Origin of the sequence: Paenibacillus sp. YN15 (assembly GCF_003285005.1) — a bacterium.
In the GTDB taxonomy this organism is placed as follows: domain Bacteria; phylum Bacillota; class Bacilli; order Paenibacillales; family NBRC-103111; genus Paenibacillus_AR.
In genome coordinates this window covers 59,543-74,339 of record NZ_QMFA01000037.1, presented here as the reverse complement: position 1 = coordinate 74,339, position 14,797 = coordinate 59,543, and the positions used below count along the sequence as shown (strand labels likewise).

The 14,797-nt window shown below is 56.6% G+C and carries 16 protein-coding genes; all 16 read left to right on the top strand.

Annotated features, from left to right (window positions below; genetic code table 11):
• The first annotated feature begins 353 nt into the window (after positions 1–353).
• Positions 354–1,706 carry a germination protein YpeB gene (ypeB, locus tag DQG13_RS23530; protein WP_113022623.1) on the top strand — a complete coding sequence of 451 codons (1,353 nt, stop codon included), beginning with the start codon at positions 354–356 and terminating at the stop codon, positions 1,704–1,706.
• Positions 1,707–1,937: 231 nt separating this feature from the next.
• Positions 1,938–2,591, top strand: coding sequence for a flagellar brake protein (locus tag DQG13_RS23525; RefSeq protein ID WP_113022618.1), 654 nt, complete (start codon positions 1,938–1,940; stop codon positions 2,589–2,591).
• 63 nt (positions 2,592–2,654) lie between these two features.
• Positions 2,655–2,858: a hypothetical protein gene (locus DQG13_RS23520; protein ID WP_181592956.1), complete on the top strand. Its 204-nt coding sequence runs from the start codon at positions 2,655–2,657 to the stop codon at positions 2,856–2,858.
• A 93-nt stretch (positions 2,859–2,951) separates the two neighbouring features.
• Positions 2,952–3,623, top strand: a complete 672-nt coding sequence (gene cmk / locus DQG13_RS23515; protein ID WP_113022616.1) for a (d)CMP kinase — start codon at positions 2,952–2,954, stop codon at positions 3,621–3,623.
• 43 nt (positions 3,624–3,666) lie between these two features.
• Positions 3,667–4,221 (top strand): lysophospholipid acyltransferase family protein, encoded by a 555-nt coding sequence (locus tag DQG13_RS23510; protein WP_397334014.1) that lies wholly within the window; start codon positions 3,667–3,669, stop codon positions 4,219–4,221.
• An 86-nt stretch (positions 4,222–4,307) separates the two neighbouring features.
• Positions 4,308–5,585, top strand: a complete 1,278-nt coding sequence (rpsA, locus tag DQG13_RS23505; RefSeq protein WP_113022614.1) for a 30S ribosomal protein S1 — start codon at positions 4,308–4,310, stop codon at positions 5,583–5,585.
• Between the two features lie 19 nt (positions 5,586–5,604).
• Entirely contained in the window at positions 5,605–6,657 is a 1,053-nt protein-coding gene (fni, locus tag DQG13_RS23500; protein ID WP_113022613.1) for a type 2 isopentenyl-diphosphate Delta-isomerase, read from the top strand.
• Between the two features lie 87 nt (positions 6,658–6,744).
• Entirely contained in the window at positions 6,745–7,356 is a 612-nt protein-coding gene (locus DQG13_RS23495; protein WP_113022612.1) for a hypothetical protein, read from the top strand.
• Positions 7,357–7,380: 24 nt separating this feature from the next.
• Positions 7,381–8,286, top strand: a complete 906-nt coding sequence (locus DQG13_RS23490; RefSeq protein ID WP_258525822.1) for a YIEGIA family protein — start codon at positions 7,381–7,383, stop codon at positions 8,284–8,286.
• 23 nt (positions 8,287–8,309) lie between these two features.
• The gene (locus DQG13_RS23485) at positions 8,310–8,495 is read left to right on the top strand and encodes a capping complex subunit for YIEGIA (RefSeq protein WP_113022611.1); all 186 of its coding nucleotides are present in this window, start codon (positions 8,310–8,312) and stop codon (positions 8,493–8,495) included.
• A gap of 137 nt (positions 8,496–8,632) precedes the next feature.
• Positions 8,633–9,952 carry a ribosome biogenesis GTPase Der gene (gene der, locus DQG13_RS23480; protein WP_113022610.1) on the top strand — a complete coding sequence of 440 codons (1,320 nt, stop codon included), beginning with the start codon at positions 8,633–8,635 and terminating at the stop codon, positions 9,950–9,952.
• A 50-nt stretch (positions 9,953–10,002) separates the two neighbouring features.
• Positions 10,003–10,608 (top strand): glycerol-3-phosphate 1-O-acyltransferase PlsY, encoded by a 606-nt coding sequence (plsY, locus tag DQG13_RS23475; RefSeq protein ID WP_181592957.1) that lies wholly within the window; start codon positions 10,003–10,005, stop codon positions 10,606–10,608.
• Positions 10,609–10,624: 16 nt separating this feature from the next.
• Entirely contained in the window at positions 10,625–11,665 is a 1,041-nt protein-coding gene (locus tag DQG13_RS23470; protein WP_113022608.1) for an NAD(P)H-dependent glycerol-3-phosphate dehydrogenase, read from the top strand.
• 99 nt (positions 11,666–11,764) lie between these two features.
• Entirely contained in the window at positions 11,765–12,049 is a 285-nt protein-coding gene (locus DQG13_RS23465) for a stage VI sporulation protein F (protein WP_113022607.1), read from the top strand.
• A gap of 481 nt (positions 12,050–12,530) precedes the next feature.
• Positions 12,531–12,875: a 2Fe-2S iron-sulfur cluster-binding protein gene (locus DQG13_RS23460; protein ID WP_113022606.1), complete on the top strand. Its 345-nt coding sequence runs from the start codon at positions 12,531–12,533 to the stop codon at positions 12,873–12,875.
• A gap of 387 nt (positions 12,876–13,262) precedes the next feature.
• Positions 13,263–14,741 (top strand): stage IV sporulation protein A, encoded by a 1,479-nt coding sequence (gene spoIVA / locus DQG13_RS23455; protein WP_113022621.1) that lies wholly within the window; start codon positions 13,263–13,265, stop codon positions 14,739–14,741.
• The last annotated feature ends 56 nt before the right edge of the window (positions 14,742–14,797 follow it).

The window sequence follows — 14,797 nt, the reverse complement described above, 5'->3', positions numbered from 1 at the left end:
TTCTATGAACATTTGGAGAAGGATTTCTGCTTCCTTTCTCATGTAAGGTTTGATGCATCGCTAGTGGTCTGAGCGGACAGAGAATCCGTTATGTGCGGTAAAACAGCAAGTTCAAGCCCTCCGGAAAACAAATAACGGAACCTGTGTCCGCGTATGATTCAAAAACAGGCAAGTTTGAAAAATAGCGGAACCTCAGTCCGCATGGGATGCCCGCGGAGCAGCTGCTCCCCGGGCAAGTTCAAGGGCAACCGAAAAGGCTTTTGCAAGAATGGAACAGCGTGCATAATCTGGCTCCCCGGAACGCAAGCTACAAGCAACCGATCCATTTTCCGAAAGGGGAAGCTGATGCCATCATGTACAGACGATTGAGCATGATATTGTTTCCGATTATGACCCTGGCCTTTATCGGGACGGCCATCTGGGGTTATCAGGAGAATCAAGAGAAGAACACCATGCTGATCAAGGCGGAAAACCAGTACCAGCGCGCCTTCCATGACTTGTCCTTCCATGTGGAGCAACTGCAGACGGAGCTGGGCAAAACCATGGCTGCCAATTCCACCTCCAACGACTATTACCGGAGAAGCCTGACCAATGTATGGCGGCTGACCAGCCAGGCGCAGAATGAAATCAACCAGCTGCCGCTGACGCTGCTGCCCTTCAACAAAACCGAGGAGTTCCTTTCCAATATCGCCAACTTCACGTACCGGACCGCTGTCCGGGATCTGACCAAAAAACCCATGACGCCGGAGGAGCAGAAGACGCTGCAAACCCTGTATGAGCATGCCAACGAGATCAACAGCGAGCTCCAGGAGGTGCAGGGCAAGGTGCTGGCCGAAAACCTAAGGTGGATGGATGTGGAGACCGCTCTGGCCACCCAGGAGAAGCAGATGGACAATACCATTGTGGACGGCTTTATGACCGTCGACAAAAAGGTATCCGAATACGAGGAGCTGGACTGGGGTCCCTCCATGGCCTCCACCTTCCAGAAGCGCAGCTACAGCGCGCTCCCGGGGTTGGACATCAATGCGGAGGAAGCCAAGCAGAAGGCGGCCCAGTTCCTTCAGCTGCCTGACGGCACCGGTGAGCTGCAGGTGGCGGAAAACGGGGCGGGAACCGAATTCAGCAGCTACAGCGTGAAGGGCAAAAACCCGTATTCCGGCGAAGACATGCAGCTGGATGTCTCCAAAAAAGGCGGCCACATCATCTACTACATGTCCTCCCGGAATGTGGACGAGAGGAATGTGGACTTGCAGGGGGCCCAGTCTGCCGCCGCAGATTTTTTGGCCACCCACGGGTATGATTCCATGGTTCCGGTGAACTACGACGAGTATGCCAACACGGCTTCCTTCACCTTTGCCAGGAAAGACGGGGAGATTATCGTTTATCCCGAAAAAACGGTGGTCAAGGTTGCGCTGGACAATGCGGAGGTAACCGGTCTCCAAGCCTCGGATTATATCTACGAGCACAAGAGCAGGAATTTCCCCAAACCTGCCCTGTCCGTGGAGGAGGCGAGAAAGGATGTAAATCCCTCCCTGAAGGTGGAATCCGTAAACCAAGCCTGGATTCGCAACGACTTGGACGAGGAAGTGCTGTGTTATGAGTTTGTGGGCAAAATGAATGACTCCATGTACAAAATCTACATCAGCGCCGAAACCGGCCTGGAGGAAAAGGTGGAGGCGTTCAAGGAGGTCCAGCAAGGGGCTTGAGCCGCGGATGCCCGCGTATAACCGGCTTCAGACTCCATTCCCAGCTTCCCTGCCGTATGGCGGGGAGGCTTTTTGCATTTGGGGAATTGGGTTTTGCCGTTCCGCGTTGGGTTTTGCCGTTCCGCGCAGGGGAGGGGCTTGCAGAAAAATAGGACTGGCCTTGTCCGGCATTAATGTTATAATTCCTATTAGACAAACGGGCAAGGAATAGATGAGGAGGCAAACCCTTTCATGCTCCCCAAAATCAATCAGATCCTGCACATCCAGATCAATTCCATTGACGAGGATGAATCCATGCAGGAGTACAAGGCAAGAATCTCCGACATGACGGAGGAGTATATCGAGATTGAAGTGCCGATGAATGAACGGACCGGGCGGCTGAAGCGGCTGTTCCAGGGGGATGAGCTGTCGATTTATTTCCTGACGGAGGGCGGCATGAAGAACTTCTTCATGAGCACCGTGCTGGGCATCCGGGACAACGAGTTCCGCACGGTGCTGATCCGGAGGCCCGCTCCGGAAGCCATTACCAAGATTCAGCGGCGAAGCTTCCTCCGGGTGCCTGCCGAGCTGGATATTGCCGCCAGTCTCGGGGAGCAGATGCGCTTCACGGGAGTAACCGATGATGTAAGCGGAGGCGGAACGTCCTTCCTCTGCGAGGGCAATATTCCCGTCAAGGCAGGGGATACGTTGTCCTGCTGGCTGCTCCTGGGCTCGCGGAACGGCAAGCCGGAGCATATTCCCTTCAAGGGGGAGATCGTCCGGATCAAAGCGCTGGAAACGGGCAAGCAGCAGGTGATGCTGCAATTCTCCGAGATTTCCGATAAAGACCGCCAGAAGGTCATCCGCTTCTGCTTCGAGCGCCAGCTGGAAATCCGGAAAAATTAGGATATTACACGAAGCGGTTGGAAATAATGCATGTCGTACACTCTTACCGGAGGTGCGGCAAACATGAAGAAACCGACCTATGAGGAATTGTTCAAGACGTTCTCCGCCGCGGTGGAAAGAAGGCTTCTGCATATCGCCGCCGTGCTGGCGGTTCTGCTGGTGGTGGCGCAGCTTCTTCTGCAGATACCGGCGGTCCGCCATGCTCTTCTGCGGGTGGAAAGACTGGAAGGGACTCCTTTCCCCGTCCAGGAGGGAAAAAAACCATAGCAGCTTTTGCATAAAGAAGCGATTCTATGGTATAATTTTCAACGTTCGCAGGCGCGGCCTGCTTTTTGCGTTGTGTAAAGGAGGCCGGGGCTTTTGGGGAAATTCAATGTTGCGCTGGATGGGCCGGCAGGAGCCGGGAAAAGCACGGTTGCCCGCATGGTGGCCAAAGAGCTGGGATATGTGTATGTGGACACGGGAGCAATGTACCGGGCGATTACCTGGAAGGTTCTGCATGAAGGCATTCCTCTGGAGGATTTGTCCGCCATTGCCGATATGACCGCGCGCACCCGCATTGAGCTCTTGCCCGGCTTGGCCGGTCAGACGGTATTGGTGGACGGGCAGGATGTAACCGAGTGCATCCGCTCCAAGGAGATCAATCTTCATGTCTCGCATATAGCGGCGATTCCCGAGGTCCGGGAACGGCTGGTCGCCATGCAGAAAGCCATGGCTGCCGCCAAGGGTATTGTGATGGACGGGCGGGATATCGGGACAAGCGTTCTGCCTGACGCCGAGGTGAAGATATTCCTTACGGCCAGCGCCCGCAGGCGGGCGGAGCGGCGGTATCTGGAGATGGACGCGTCCGGCATTTCGCTTGACGATCTGGAGAAGGATATCGAGCGGCGGGACCAGCTGGACTGCGGACGCAAGATGTCTCCCCTCCGGCAGGCCGAGGATGCGGTGCTTCTGGACAGCACGGACATGTCCCTGGACGAAGTGGTCAACGCCGTCCTCGAACTGTGCAGAACCAAGACGGAGTGGAGGTAACAAGGTGGTTTTGTATCGAAGCATACGCTTTATGTTTCGGGGCATGTTCAAGGTGCTGTTCCGCGCGGAGATTGTCGGGGCCGAGAATGTCCCTGCCGCGGGTCCCGTGATCTTGTGCTGCAACCATACCAGCAATTTCGACCCGCCCTTTGTCGGCTCTTATCTGGAGCGCCAGATTCACTTTATGGCCAAGGAAGAGCTATTCCGGATTCCGGGCTTCGGCTGGATTGTCACACAGCTGGGGGCATTCCCGGTGAAGCGCGGCGGTGTCAGCAAGGAATCCATCAAGCTGGCGCTGACCCATCTGCGGGAAGGCCATATGCTGGCGATCTTCCCCGAGGGTTCCCGCAAAAACGCCGGAGGCATGGGCAAGAAGGGGGCCGCCAGCCTCGCTCTCCGCTCGGGAGCGACAGTGGTGCCCGCTTTCATTGAAGGAGGCTATAAGCTGTTCCGGCGCACCACCGTTACTTACGGCAAACCTGTGGATTTGTCGGAATTTGACGGAGGAAGCTCCGAGCAGCAGGAGGCGGCTACCGAAAAGATTATGGAAGCCATCCGCAGCCTCTCCCGGGTAAAGAAAAATACGGCTACAAATTGATTGAAATGAATGGAAATGGTATCTTGGAATTATACTACACCCATCATAAATATGGGGTTTGGTTGTTAAACAAGGAGGAATAGACAATGACTGAAGAAATCAAGCTGGATCAAACAGAAAACGGGGCGACAGAAGCATCCGCAGTTGAAGCGGAAGTGCCTGCAACAGAAAATACAGTGGACCTGACTCAAGTGATGACCGTCAAGAAGGGCGACATCGTCAAGGGCAAGGTCGTGAAAGTGGAAGCCGACCAGGCGATCGTGGACATCGGCTATAAATATGACGGCATCATTCCTCTGCGCGATCTGTCCTCCGTTCAGCTGGATAACGCCGCCGACGCTGTGCAAGTGGGCGACGAGGTTGAACTGAAGGTTATCAACATCAATGACGCCAAGGAAACGCTGCAATTGTCCAAACGCGCCATCGACAGCGAAAAAGCCTGGAATGTGCTGCAGGAAAAGCTGGAATCCAAGGAAATCCTGGAAGCCAAGGTTGCCGACGTGGTTAAGGGCGGTCTGGTAGTGGATGTAGGCCTGCGCGGCTTCGTGCCCGCTTCCATGGTGGAGCGTCATTTCGTGGAGGATTTCTCCGATTACAAGGGCCGTTCCCTGCGCCTGCGCGTGAAGGAAATCGACCGTGAGAAGAACAAGGTGATTCTCTCCCAGAAGGATGTTCTGGATGAGGAGTTCGAAGCCAATAAGAAGGAAATCATTGCCGGCATCAAGGTTGGACAAGAACTGGACGGCACGGTTCAGCGTCTGACTCCCTTCGGCGCGTTCATCGACATCGGCGGCATCGACGGCCTTGTGCATATCTCGGAGATGGCTTGGCATCATGTTGAGCAGCCCTCCGAAGTGGTGAAGGAAGGCGACAAGGTTCGCGTCCACGTGCTGAAGGTTGATCCTGCCAGCGAACGCATCTCCCTGTCCATCAAGGCTACCCAGCCCGGACCTTGGCAGAGCATTGCCGGCAAGGTGAATGTGGGCGATATCATCGAAGGCACCGTTAAGCGTCTGGTGACCTTCGGCGCGTTTGTGGAAGTGGCTCCCGGCGTAGAAGGCCTGGTCCATATCTCCCAAATCTCCCACTCCCATATCGGCACGCCTCATGAGGTGCTGAAGGAAGGCCAAGAGGTTCAAGTGAAGGTATTGGATATCAACACTGACGAGAAGCGCATTTCCCTCTCCATCAAGGATACCCAGGAAGCTCCCGCAAGAGAGCCGAGACCGGAACGTGAGCGCGGCGAGCGCGGACACCGCTCCGGCCGTGATACCTCCAATGCCGAATTTGCGCCGCCTTCCCAAAGCCTGAACCTGACCTTGGGCGAGCGTTTTGGCGACAAGTTGAACAAATTCAAAAAATAATCGGGAGCGGGGTTGCGACATGAGGATATCCCGCAAGATGGAGCATATTCACCATGCCCTGTCCATAAGGCCGCAAGGCCGCAACGGACTGGCGGATGTGAGGCTTGTTCCCAATGCCCTGCCGGACATTTCTCTCTCCTGCGTCTCATTGGCTACACGAATCGGCGAACTCAATCTGAGTTCGCCGATTCTTATTAATGCCATGACCGGAGGGGCTCAGGAGACGGAAGCGATTAATGGTCAGCTGGCGGCAGCCGCCAGGGAAACGGGCTCGGCAATGGCAGTGGGCTCCCAGATGTCGGCCATCAAGGACAAAGCCATGAGAGACAGCTACCGGATTGTCCGCGAGATGAATCCGGATGGGATTATTCTGGCCAACTTGGGGGCGGAAGCCACCGTGGAGCAGGCATTGGAAGCGGTGGAGATGATTTCGGCGGATGCTCTCCAAATTCATTTGAATGTGATGCAGGAGCTGCTTATGCCCGAGGGCGAGCGTAATTTCCAAGGAACAACGGAGAGAATCAGCCGGATTGCGGAGGCGGCGGGAGTGCCGGTTATCGTCAAGGAAGTGGGCTTTGGCATTGCGTCCGAAGCCGCAGCCCGGCTGAAGGCGGCGGGCATCCACGCTCTGGATGTGGGCGGGGCGGGGGGAACCAGCTTCGCCGCCATCGAGAATGCCCGCCGGAGCAGGCCCTTGGAGGCGTTGAATCAATGGGGCTGCACCACGGCAGTTGCGCTGCTGGAATGTGCGCCTGCGTTCGGCAGAGGCTCCCTGATCGCCAGCGGCGGCATCCGCAGCGGGCTGGAGCTGGTGAAGGCGCTGGTTTTGGGCGCGTCCGCAGCGGGAGTGGCGGGGGCTTTCCTGAGGCTGCTGCAGCAATCAGGGGTGGAGGGTCTGATCCGCGGGATCGGGGAGATGAAGGAAGAGGCCGCGTTGGCCATGGTTGCCCTTGGGGCCGAAAACGTGGAGGACTTGTGGCGCTGTCCGGTTGTTATCTTGGGGGAGACGGCGGAATGGTGCCGGGCCCGCGGCATCGATACGGATTCATTGGCCAGGAGGAGCAAGAGATAGATAACCGTTTTCGCATGAATCATCTTCCGGCAACTCATACTAATGGATGAGTTCCAAACACCGCCTTAATGGGGCAGGAATCGGGGGATGGACATGAATCCTGGCTATTTATCCCTTGTTCTGATCAGTGTGACCATGATCCTTCTGGCCAGCGGCTGGAAGGATATCCTGCTTCCCGGAATTCCGCGTGCTGGCATCCTTGCTTTTTTTGTCGGCTGGATGATTGCCGCTTTATTCAGTGTGGAGCTGGAAAGGGCGGAGATCCAATTTACGCTGCCCTATCTCCTGCTCTGCGCCGCGGCGGCCACCCGCAGTCTGAAAGCCCCGCTGCTCCGCGCCCATGTATGGGTATGCGGCTTGCTGCTGGGCGCCTTCGACTGCTTGTTGAGGGAGCTTGGCGGATGGGCGGCGCTGGCGCCGCAGGGACATGCCTGGCTGAATGAGGCTGCTGTGATTGCCGTTATCACTTTGCTTCTGGGAAGAGGGGCGCTCTGGCAATGGATCGCCCTTTCCGTGGGTCTGACGGTCTCCGAGGCGCTGTTTTTCTGGTTTCACCAGGAAACGGCAAGTGTTGCCGGAGGCGCCGCTTTTGCCGATCATTGGTGGCTTTTGCTCTGTTTGACCAGGGGCCTGTCGGTGCTGCTGGAAGCCGCGGGCAAGCTGGCGGCAAAATACTTAAGGCAAGGGACCAAACGATAACGGGGACAGGAGGGCTTGGAGACGGTGAAGGAGCTGTTGGAATTTCCCTATACGGCAGGAATTGCCGCCGGCATTCTGTTCGGCGTTCTGGCCCGGCTGTCCATGCTGCGGACCGATTACAGACAATATCCCACCTATCCCCATGGCCGGATTATCCATCTGGCATTGGGACTGATTGCCGCCTCTCTGGGGTCCTTGGCGGTTCCTTCGCTTATGGAAAAGCAATATACCGCCGTTACCTTCCTGACGCTGGCCGCCCAGCAATTCCGCGATGTGCGCAACATGGAGCGGCAGACCCTGACCAACATAGACAGCATGGAGCTGGTTCCGCGGGGCGCTACTTATATAGAAGGAATCGCCATGGTTTTCGAGGGCCGCAATTATATGGTGATGTTCACCGCCCTTGTGACCTCCATGTGCAGTATTCTGTTCGGCTGGTATTGGGGGATTGCCGCCGGGATTCTGGCGCTTCTGGTCTCCAATTATTATAAAACCGGCAAGTCCCTCTCCAGCATCGCCCATGTGGAAACGGCTCCGGTGCGGATTGAGGGGCCGGATTTGTATGTGGGGGATATCTACATCATGAATGTGGGGCTGGATGAAACCAGGCAGCTGATCCGGGAGCACGGCATCGGCTGCATTCTTAAGCCCAAGGACAAGAACAGCCGCATCACCCTGTCCAGCATCGGCCAGCGGCAGGCGCTTCTGCATGATGCCTGCACGATTATGGGGGTGTACCGGGATACCGGCGAGCCGTCCCTTTTGCCCATGGCCAAGCTGGACATGAATGACGGACGTTTGGCGGTGCTGCTGCTTCCCCCGCAGCCTGACCAGGGGTTGGCCCTTTCCGTGGTGAAGCGGGTGCCTCTGCTGGAAAGTGCGGTCCGGCTGCCGGTGGAGGCCCATGTCCGGACGGGAGACCAGCTGTAACGGATAAGGAGAGGAGTGGACCCATGGGGAAAATCGTTGCCGTCATCTCGCCCGATCCGGCCGCTGTTGTTGGCGGCGGGGCTCCCATCTTTATTGCCGCCTCGGAGGAGGAGCGGAAGAAGCTGGCTTTCCGCCTGGAGAAAATCCTGGACGCCTCCGTACATGATCTTGGGAACGGGCAGCTGATTGTGGTGGACCACAAGGCATAGAATTGCCTGTGAGGGGCCTTGCGCTGCAGCAGCCTTGGGCAGAAAGGCAAGACTTCCCTTTGTGAGGTTATTTTGTTATCATGAGACATGCAGGTTTTTGGAACAGACAGATAGTTATGATGTAGGGAGTGAACGGATTGGCCAAACCTATTATTGCGATTGTGGGGAGACCCAATGTGGGCAAATCCACAATCTTTAACCGGATCATTGGCGACCGGTTGGCCATTGTGGAGGATAAGCCCGGTGTGACCCGCGACCGGCTTTACGGCAGGGGAGTATGGCTGGAGCAGGAATTCAGCATTATCGATACCGGCGGCATCGAAATCGACGGGGAGGATGAAATTCTCCGTTCCGTCCGTATTCAGGCGGAGCTGGCCATTGAAGAGGCCGACGTGATTGTGTTTATGGTGGACGCCAAGGCAGGGGTTACGGCCACGGACCAGGAGATTGCGGAAATTCTCTACAAGTCCCGCAAACCTGTGGTGCTGGCGGTGAACAAGGTGGATAATATCCAGCGGCAGGATGATATTTACGAGTTTTACACCCTGGGCTTTGGCGATCCGGTGGGCATTTCCGGAGCGCATGGCCTGGGCATCGGGGATCTTCTCGATGAGGCCAGCAAGCATTTCCCGGAGGATGCGGAGGATGAGTACGGCGAGGATGTCATCAAGGTGGCGCTGATCGGCCGGCCCAATGTGGGCAAATCCTCCCTGGTCAACGCCATGCTGGGCTCCGAGCGGGTGATTGTCAGCGATGTGGCGGGAACCACCCGGGACGCCATTGACACCCCTTTTGAGAAGGACGGCCAGAAGTATGTGCTCATCGACACCGCCGGCATGCGCAAGCGGGGCAAGGTCTATGAATCTACCGAAAAGTACAGCGTCATGCGCGCTATGAAGGCTATCGAGCGGGCGGATGTGGTGCTGGTCGTTATCAACGGAGAAGAAGGGATTATCGAGCAGGATAAGCATATTGCCGGTTATGCCCATGAAGCGGGCAAGGCCAGCATTATTGTGGTCAATAAATGGGATGTGGTGGAGAAGGACGACAAAACCATGCAGCAATTCACCACCAAAATCAGGGATCATTTCCTGTTTATGTCCTATGCGCCTGTAGTGTTCGTCTCCGCCAAAACCGGCCAGCGGCTGCATAAGCTTTACCCGGTGGTGAACAAGGTTGCGGAAAACCACTCCATGCGCGTGGTCACCCATGTCCTGAACGACATTATCAACGAAGCGGTTGCGCTTAATACGCCTCCGACGGACAAGGGGCGGCGGCTGAAGCTGAACTATGCCACCCAGGTAGCGGTGAAGCCGCCGACGTTTATGATTTTCGTCAATGACCCGGAGCTGATGCATTTTTCCTACGAGCGTTATCTGGAGAATAAAATCCGGGAATCGTTTGACTTCGAAGGAACTCCCCTGCGGATATTCACCCGCCGCAAATCGGAGGATTAACAGGAGAAAAAGAGCGAGCCTTCCAATGACGGAAGGCTTTTTGGGGAGTGTTGGTTATGTGGATAGTTGCAGTGGTTGTGGCGTATCTGTTGGGCTCCATCAGCTTCAGCTATTTGATGGGCAAGATGCTGAAGGGGATTGATATCCGCCAGCACGGCAGCGGAAATGCGGGAGCCACCAATACCCTACGCGTGTTGGGCAAAGGGCCGGCGATTGCGGTTCTGAGCCTGGATGTGCTGAAGGGGATGGCTGCCGTATGGCTGCCGGTTTGGCTGGGCCAGGATTTGATCTGGGTCCGGATAATTTGCGGAGTTGCGGTTATTGTCGGCCATAATTGGCCGGTCTTTTTCGGGTTTAAGGGGGGCAAGGGGATTGCCTCCACCATCGGCGTGATGGCGACGCTGGCCTTTTTGCCGTCGCTTCTGGCGGGCATCATTGCCATTGTTACCATTGCGGTGACCCGGTACGTTTCCCTGGGATCGCTCTTGTTTACTGCATTCATACCTGTCTTTATCCTTCTCTTGCACCGGCCGATGGAGCTGTTCTGGATCAGTCTTCTGGTGGCGCTGTTCGCCTTTGTCCGGCACCGCAGCAATATTGTCAAGCTGGCCAAGGGGAAGGAAAATAAGCTGGGCGCGAAGAAGAAGGTATCCTGAAGGAGGTGGGTAGCCTGTGAAAAAAACCGCAGTGCTTGTGGCGGGCAGCTGGGGAACCGCTTTGGCCTCTGTGCTGGCGGACAACGGCCACGAGGTTGTCTTATGGACCCGGCATCCCGAGCAGGTTCATGAAATCAATACCCTACATACCAACAGCCGCTATCTGAAGGATGCGGTTTTATCCGGCAGGATTTATGCCACGCAAAGCCTGGAGGAGGCGGTGCGGGGAGCGGAGGCCGTTGTGCTGGCCTCTCCGTCGTCGGGGATGCGGGAGGTGGCGGGCAATATCCGGCCCTTCCTGTCCTCCGAAACGCTGGTCATTCACGCGGCCAAGGGCTTTGAGGCGGAGACGCTGAAGCGGATGACCAGCGTCATCGCCGAGGAGCTGCCGCAGCAGGACCCTGACCGGATCGTGGTGCTGTCCGGCCCCAGCCATGCCGAGGAAGTCATCGTGAAGTGCCCCACCACCATCGTGGTGGCGGCCAAACAGCTGGACGCCGCGGAGGCGGCCCAGGATTTCTTCATGAGCCCCTACTTCCGCGTTTACACCAATCCCGATGTGGTTGGCGTGGAGGTAAGCGGCGCCCTGAAGAACATTATCGCCTTGGGCGCCGGAATGAGCGATGGCCTCCAGTTCGGCGACAATGCCAAGGCCGCTCTGATGACCCGCGGCCTGGCGGAGATTGCCCGCCTGGGAGTGGCGCTGGAGGCCAATCCGCTGACCTTCGCCGGGCTCTCCGGCTTCGGCGACCTGGTGGTCACCTGCACCAGCCGCCACAGCCGCAATTGGCGGGCAGGGTACATGCTGGGCCAAGGCAAGCCTTTGGCAACGGTGCTGGAGGAGATGGGCATGGTGGTGGAAGGGGTTAAAACCACCCGCGCCGCCTACCAAATGTCCAAGCAATATCAGGTCCGTATGCCCATCACCCAGGTGCTGTACCAGGTGCTGTTTGAAGGCAAGGAGCCCAAGCAGGGGGTAGAGGACCTGATGGGCCGTGTCCGCACCCATGAGATTGAGGAGATCGCCCAGGAGGCCGCGGGCAAATGGCTCGTCTAAGCTGGGAGGGGGCCTGCGCCCGCCCAAACCTTTTCCGGAATTGTGTCATACAATACCCTATCCGGCGATGAACGCCAATGGAATAGGGGAGGTAAACCGATGCCCGGCAAAGATATGTCCAAGGATGTGCTGAAGGCTGTCAAAAGCAAAACCGGAAAATCCGTTTCCCAAAAGGATATTCATAAGCTCGCCAGCAATGTGAAGCCCGGCACCATGCAAAGCGAGGAGCAGCTGCGCCAACTGATCAAGCAGGTGGCGTCGCTGGTGAACGTTCCGGTTTCGGAGCAGACCATGAGCGAAATTGTGAAGGCGGTTAAGGGCAGCAATCTCAATCCCAACAATATGGAAGCCCTCATGAAAATGATGATGGGCGGGAAGAAGTAAATGGCCGCCTTCGGGCGGTTTTTTTGATCGCGTTGTGTTCTGCGAATCATCATCTGACCTGGTTTGCAAGCACGCAAGCCTGGTTTTTGCGAGGAGCTGTCATTGGCCAGGCAGGTACTCTTTTGTTGCGGAACTCAGCGACTCTTATGGCGGAGAAAACGGGATTTTGGATGATTAGCGGAACTGAGAAACCGTTAAATCCCTGATGCGGCGAAAATAGGCAGGAAATAAGGCTGCGGCGGGGAATAAGGGCTTCTTAGTTCCGTTCAGGAGAGAATAAGCGGCAAAAGCCGCTATAAGAGTCCCTCAGTTCCGCTATGCTCTTCCGGATACAGAGAGCAGGTGTGAGCCAGGCCATTTCACGGTGAACTGTCGGTATACCATGAGGTTTTTCTCACATGGCGTAAATTTTTTTCATTTTTCCGCATGGGTGGTATGATGATAGCATGTTTGTTGAAAATGCTAGAGAGGAGATTTACATATGCCGGAGGTGGAGTTTTTGCCGGACGGAAAGAAGGTTGTTGTCCGTGCCGGAGTAACGCTGCTGGAGGCGGCCAGACAGGCCAAGGCGGCGGTCAGGACGCGGTGCAGCGGGGGCTTGAGCTGCCTGATGTGCAAGGTAAAGGTAGTCGGCGGCTCCGGAGGGCTTTCCGAGCCCAAGCAAGCGGAAACGGCCAAGCTGGGGGCTCTGAAGGAGCAGGGCTACCGCTTTGCCTGCCAGGCCAGGGTTGCGGGGCAGGTTACTGTAGAATTGCCGGAGGACCCGCTTAAGGCCGCGGTAAGGGCCCAGCTGAAGCGCCAGCAGGAGGAAGAGGAGCTGTGGTAGCGCGAAGCTGCGGATAAGATGGTTTTTTTCAAACTCTGAGGCTGCCCTGGGCAGCTTTTTTGCGTTTGCGCCGCTTTCCGGCATACGGGGCAGTCATAAGCCTTGGGAACCGCTCATATATCATAAATCGGGGAAGCTTTGCGCATGACTTGCGCAAAAGCCGGATTGGCCGGTGGGTACTCCCGGGAATTTTACTATAGAATTCTCTGTCATATTCCGGGGCTGTACACATATATTTTTACTAGTCCAAAAGATGGTACGAGTGTGGCTTTCATTGCAGCTCACATCAGGCATCTTTTTCGGGTACAAGAAGGGCGGGAGATTGTTCGGCGGGAAGCTCCGGCGCTTGATGTACTACATTTTGAAGGAATTCAGGAGGGGATCATGTTGGAACGAGTCGATATCATTAAGGACATTGCCGAACGCACCGGCGGAGACATCTATCTCGGAGTGGTCGGAGCGGTACGCACGGGGAAATCCACCTTCATCAAGCGTTTTATGGAGTCGGTGGTTATCCCCAACATCAAGAACGAGTCGGATCGGGTGAGAGCGGTGGATGAGCTGCCGCAAAGCGCCGCCGGCCGCACCATCATGACCACCGAGCCCAAATTTGTGCCCAACAATGCGGTTCAAATCTCGGTTGGCGAAGGCTTGAACGTCAATGTCCGCCTGGTGGACTGCGTCGGCTACGCCGTGCAGGGAGCCAAGGGGTATGAGGATGAAGCCGGTCCCCGGATGATCTCCACTCCGTGGTTTGATGAGCCGATTCCCTTCCAGGAGGCGGCCGAAATCGGCACCCGCAAGGTGATCCAGGAGCACTCCACCTTGGGCGTGGTTATTACCACAGACGGCAGCATTGCCGAAATTCCGCGTTCCTCCTATGTGGAGGCGGAAGAGCGGGTGGTGGCCGAGCTGAAGGAAGTCGGCAAGCCGTTCATCCTGGTTATCAATACCATGAAGCCTGACAGCGAGCCGGCCCAGGAGCTCCGCGCCGAGCTGTCCGCCAAGTATGATATACCGGTTATGGCCCTGTCCGCCGCCACCATGGGCGAAGAGGATGTGCTCTCCGTGCTGCGCGAGGTATTGTATGAGTTCCCCGTGCATGAGGTGAACGTCAACCTGCCCAGCTGGGTGATGGTGCTGGATGAGAAGCACTGGCTGCGCACGGAATTTGAATCCTCCGTCCGCGATACGGTGCAGGATATCCGCAGGCTCCGGGATGTGGACCGGGTGGTGGGCCAATTCGGGGCATACGACTTTATCGAGCGCGCCGCCTTGGCGGATATGAATATGGGCCAGGGTGTGGCCGAAATCGATCTGTTTGCGCCGGATGAGCTGTATGACCACATTCTGCAGGAAGTAGTGGGTGTGGAAATCCGCGGCAAGGACCATCTTCTGCAGCTGATGCAGGACTTCACCCATGCCAAGCGGGAATACGACCAATTTGCCGAGGCGCTGGAAATGGTGAAAACCACCGGCTACGGCATTGCGCCGCCTACCTTGGCCGAAATGGCGCTGGATGAGCCGGAGCTGATCCGCCAAGGCTCCCGCTTCGGAGTGCGCCTGAAAGCTACCGCTCCTTCGGTACATATGATCCGGGTAGACGTGGAGTCCGAATTCTGCCCCATCATCGGGACGGAAAAGCAAAGCGAAGAGCTGGTCCGCTACCTGATGCAGGATTTCGAGGAAAATCCGCTGAAAATCTGGGAATCGGATATCTTCGGCCGTTCGCTGCATTCCATCGTCCGCGAGGGCATTCAGGGCAAGCTGGCGATGATGCCGGACAATGCCCGCTACAAGCTCCAGGAGACTCTGGGGCGGATCATCAACGAAGGCTCCGGCGGTCTGATCGCCATTATTCTCTAATTTCAAGCTTCCCCTCCATCAAGCCCCAACTGCTGAACAGCTGTTCACAGACTGGG

Bases quoted from the DNA above. Each gene is read 5' to 3' on its own strand.
- ypeB (WP_113022623.1), top strand. From the start codon at position 354: ATGTACAGACGATTGAGCATGATATTGTTTCCGATTATGACCCTGGCC.
- DQG13_RS23525 (WP_113022618.1), top strand. From the start codon at position 1,938: ATGCTCCCCAAAATCAATCAGATCCTGCACATCCAGATCAATTCCATT.
- DQG13_RS23520 (WP_181592956.1), top strand. From the start codon at position 2,655: ATGAAGAAACCGACCTATGAGGAATTGTTCAAGACGTTCTCCGCCGCG.
- DQG13_RS23510 (WP_397334014.1), top strand. From the start codon at position 3,667: ATGTTCAAGGTGCTGTTCCGCGCGGAGATTGTCGGGGCCGAGAATGTC.
- rpsA (WP_113022614.1), top strand. From the start codon at position 4,308: ATGACTGAAGAAATCAAGCTGGATCAAACAGAAAACGGGGCGACAGAA.
- fni (WP_113022613.1), top strand. From the start codon at position 5,605: ATGAGGATATCCCGCAAGATGGAGCATATTCACCATGCCCTGTCCATA.
- DQG13_RS23495 (WP_113022612.1), top strand. From the start codon at position 6,745: ATGGACATGAATCCTGGCTATTTATCCCTTGTTCTGATCAGTGTGACC.
- DQG13_RS23485 (WP_113022611.1), top strand. From the start codon at position 8,310: ATGGGGAAAATCGTTGCCGTCATCTCGCCCGATCCGGCCGCTGTTGTT.
- DQG13_RS23465 (WP_113022607.1), top strand. From the start codon at position 11,765: ATGCCCGGCAAAGATATGTCCAAGGATGTGCTGAAGGCTGTCAAAAGC.
- DQG13_RS23460 (WP_113022606.1), top strand. From the start codon at position 12,531: ATGCCGGAGGTGGAGTTTTTGCCGGACGGAAAGAAGGTTGTTGTCCGT.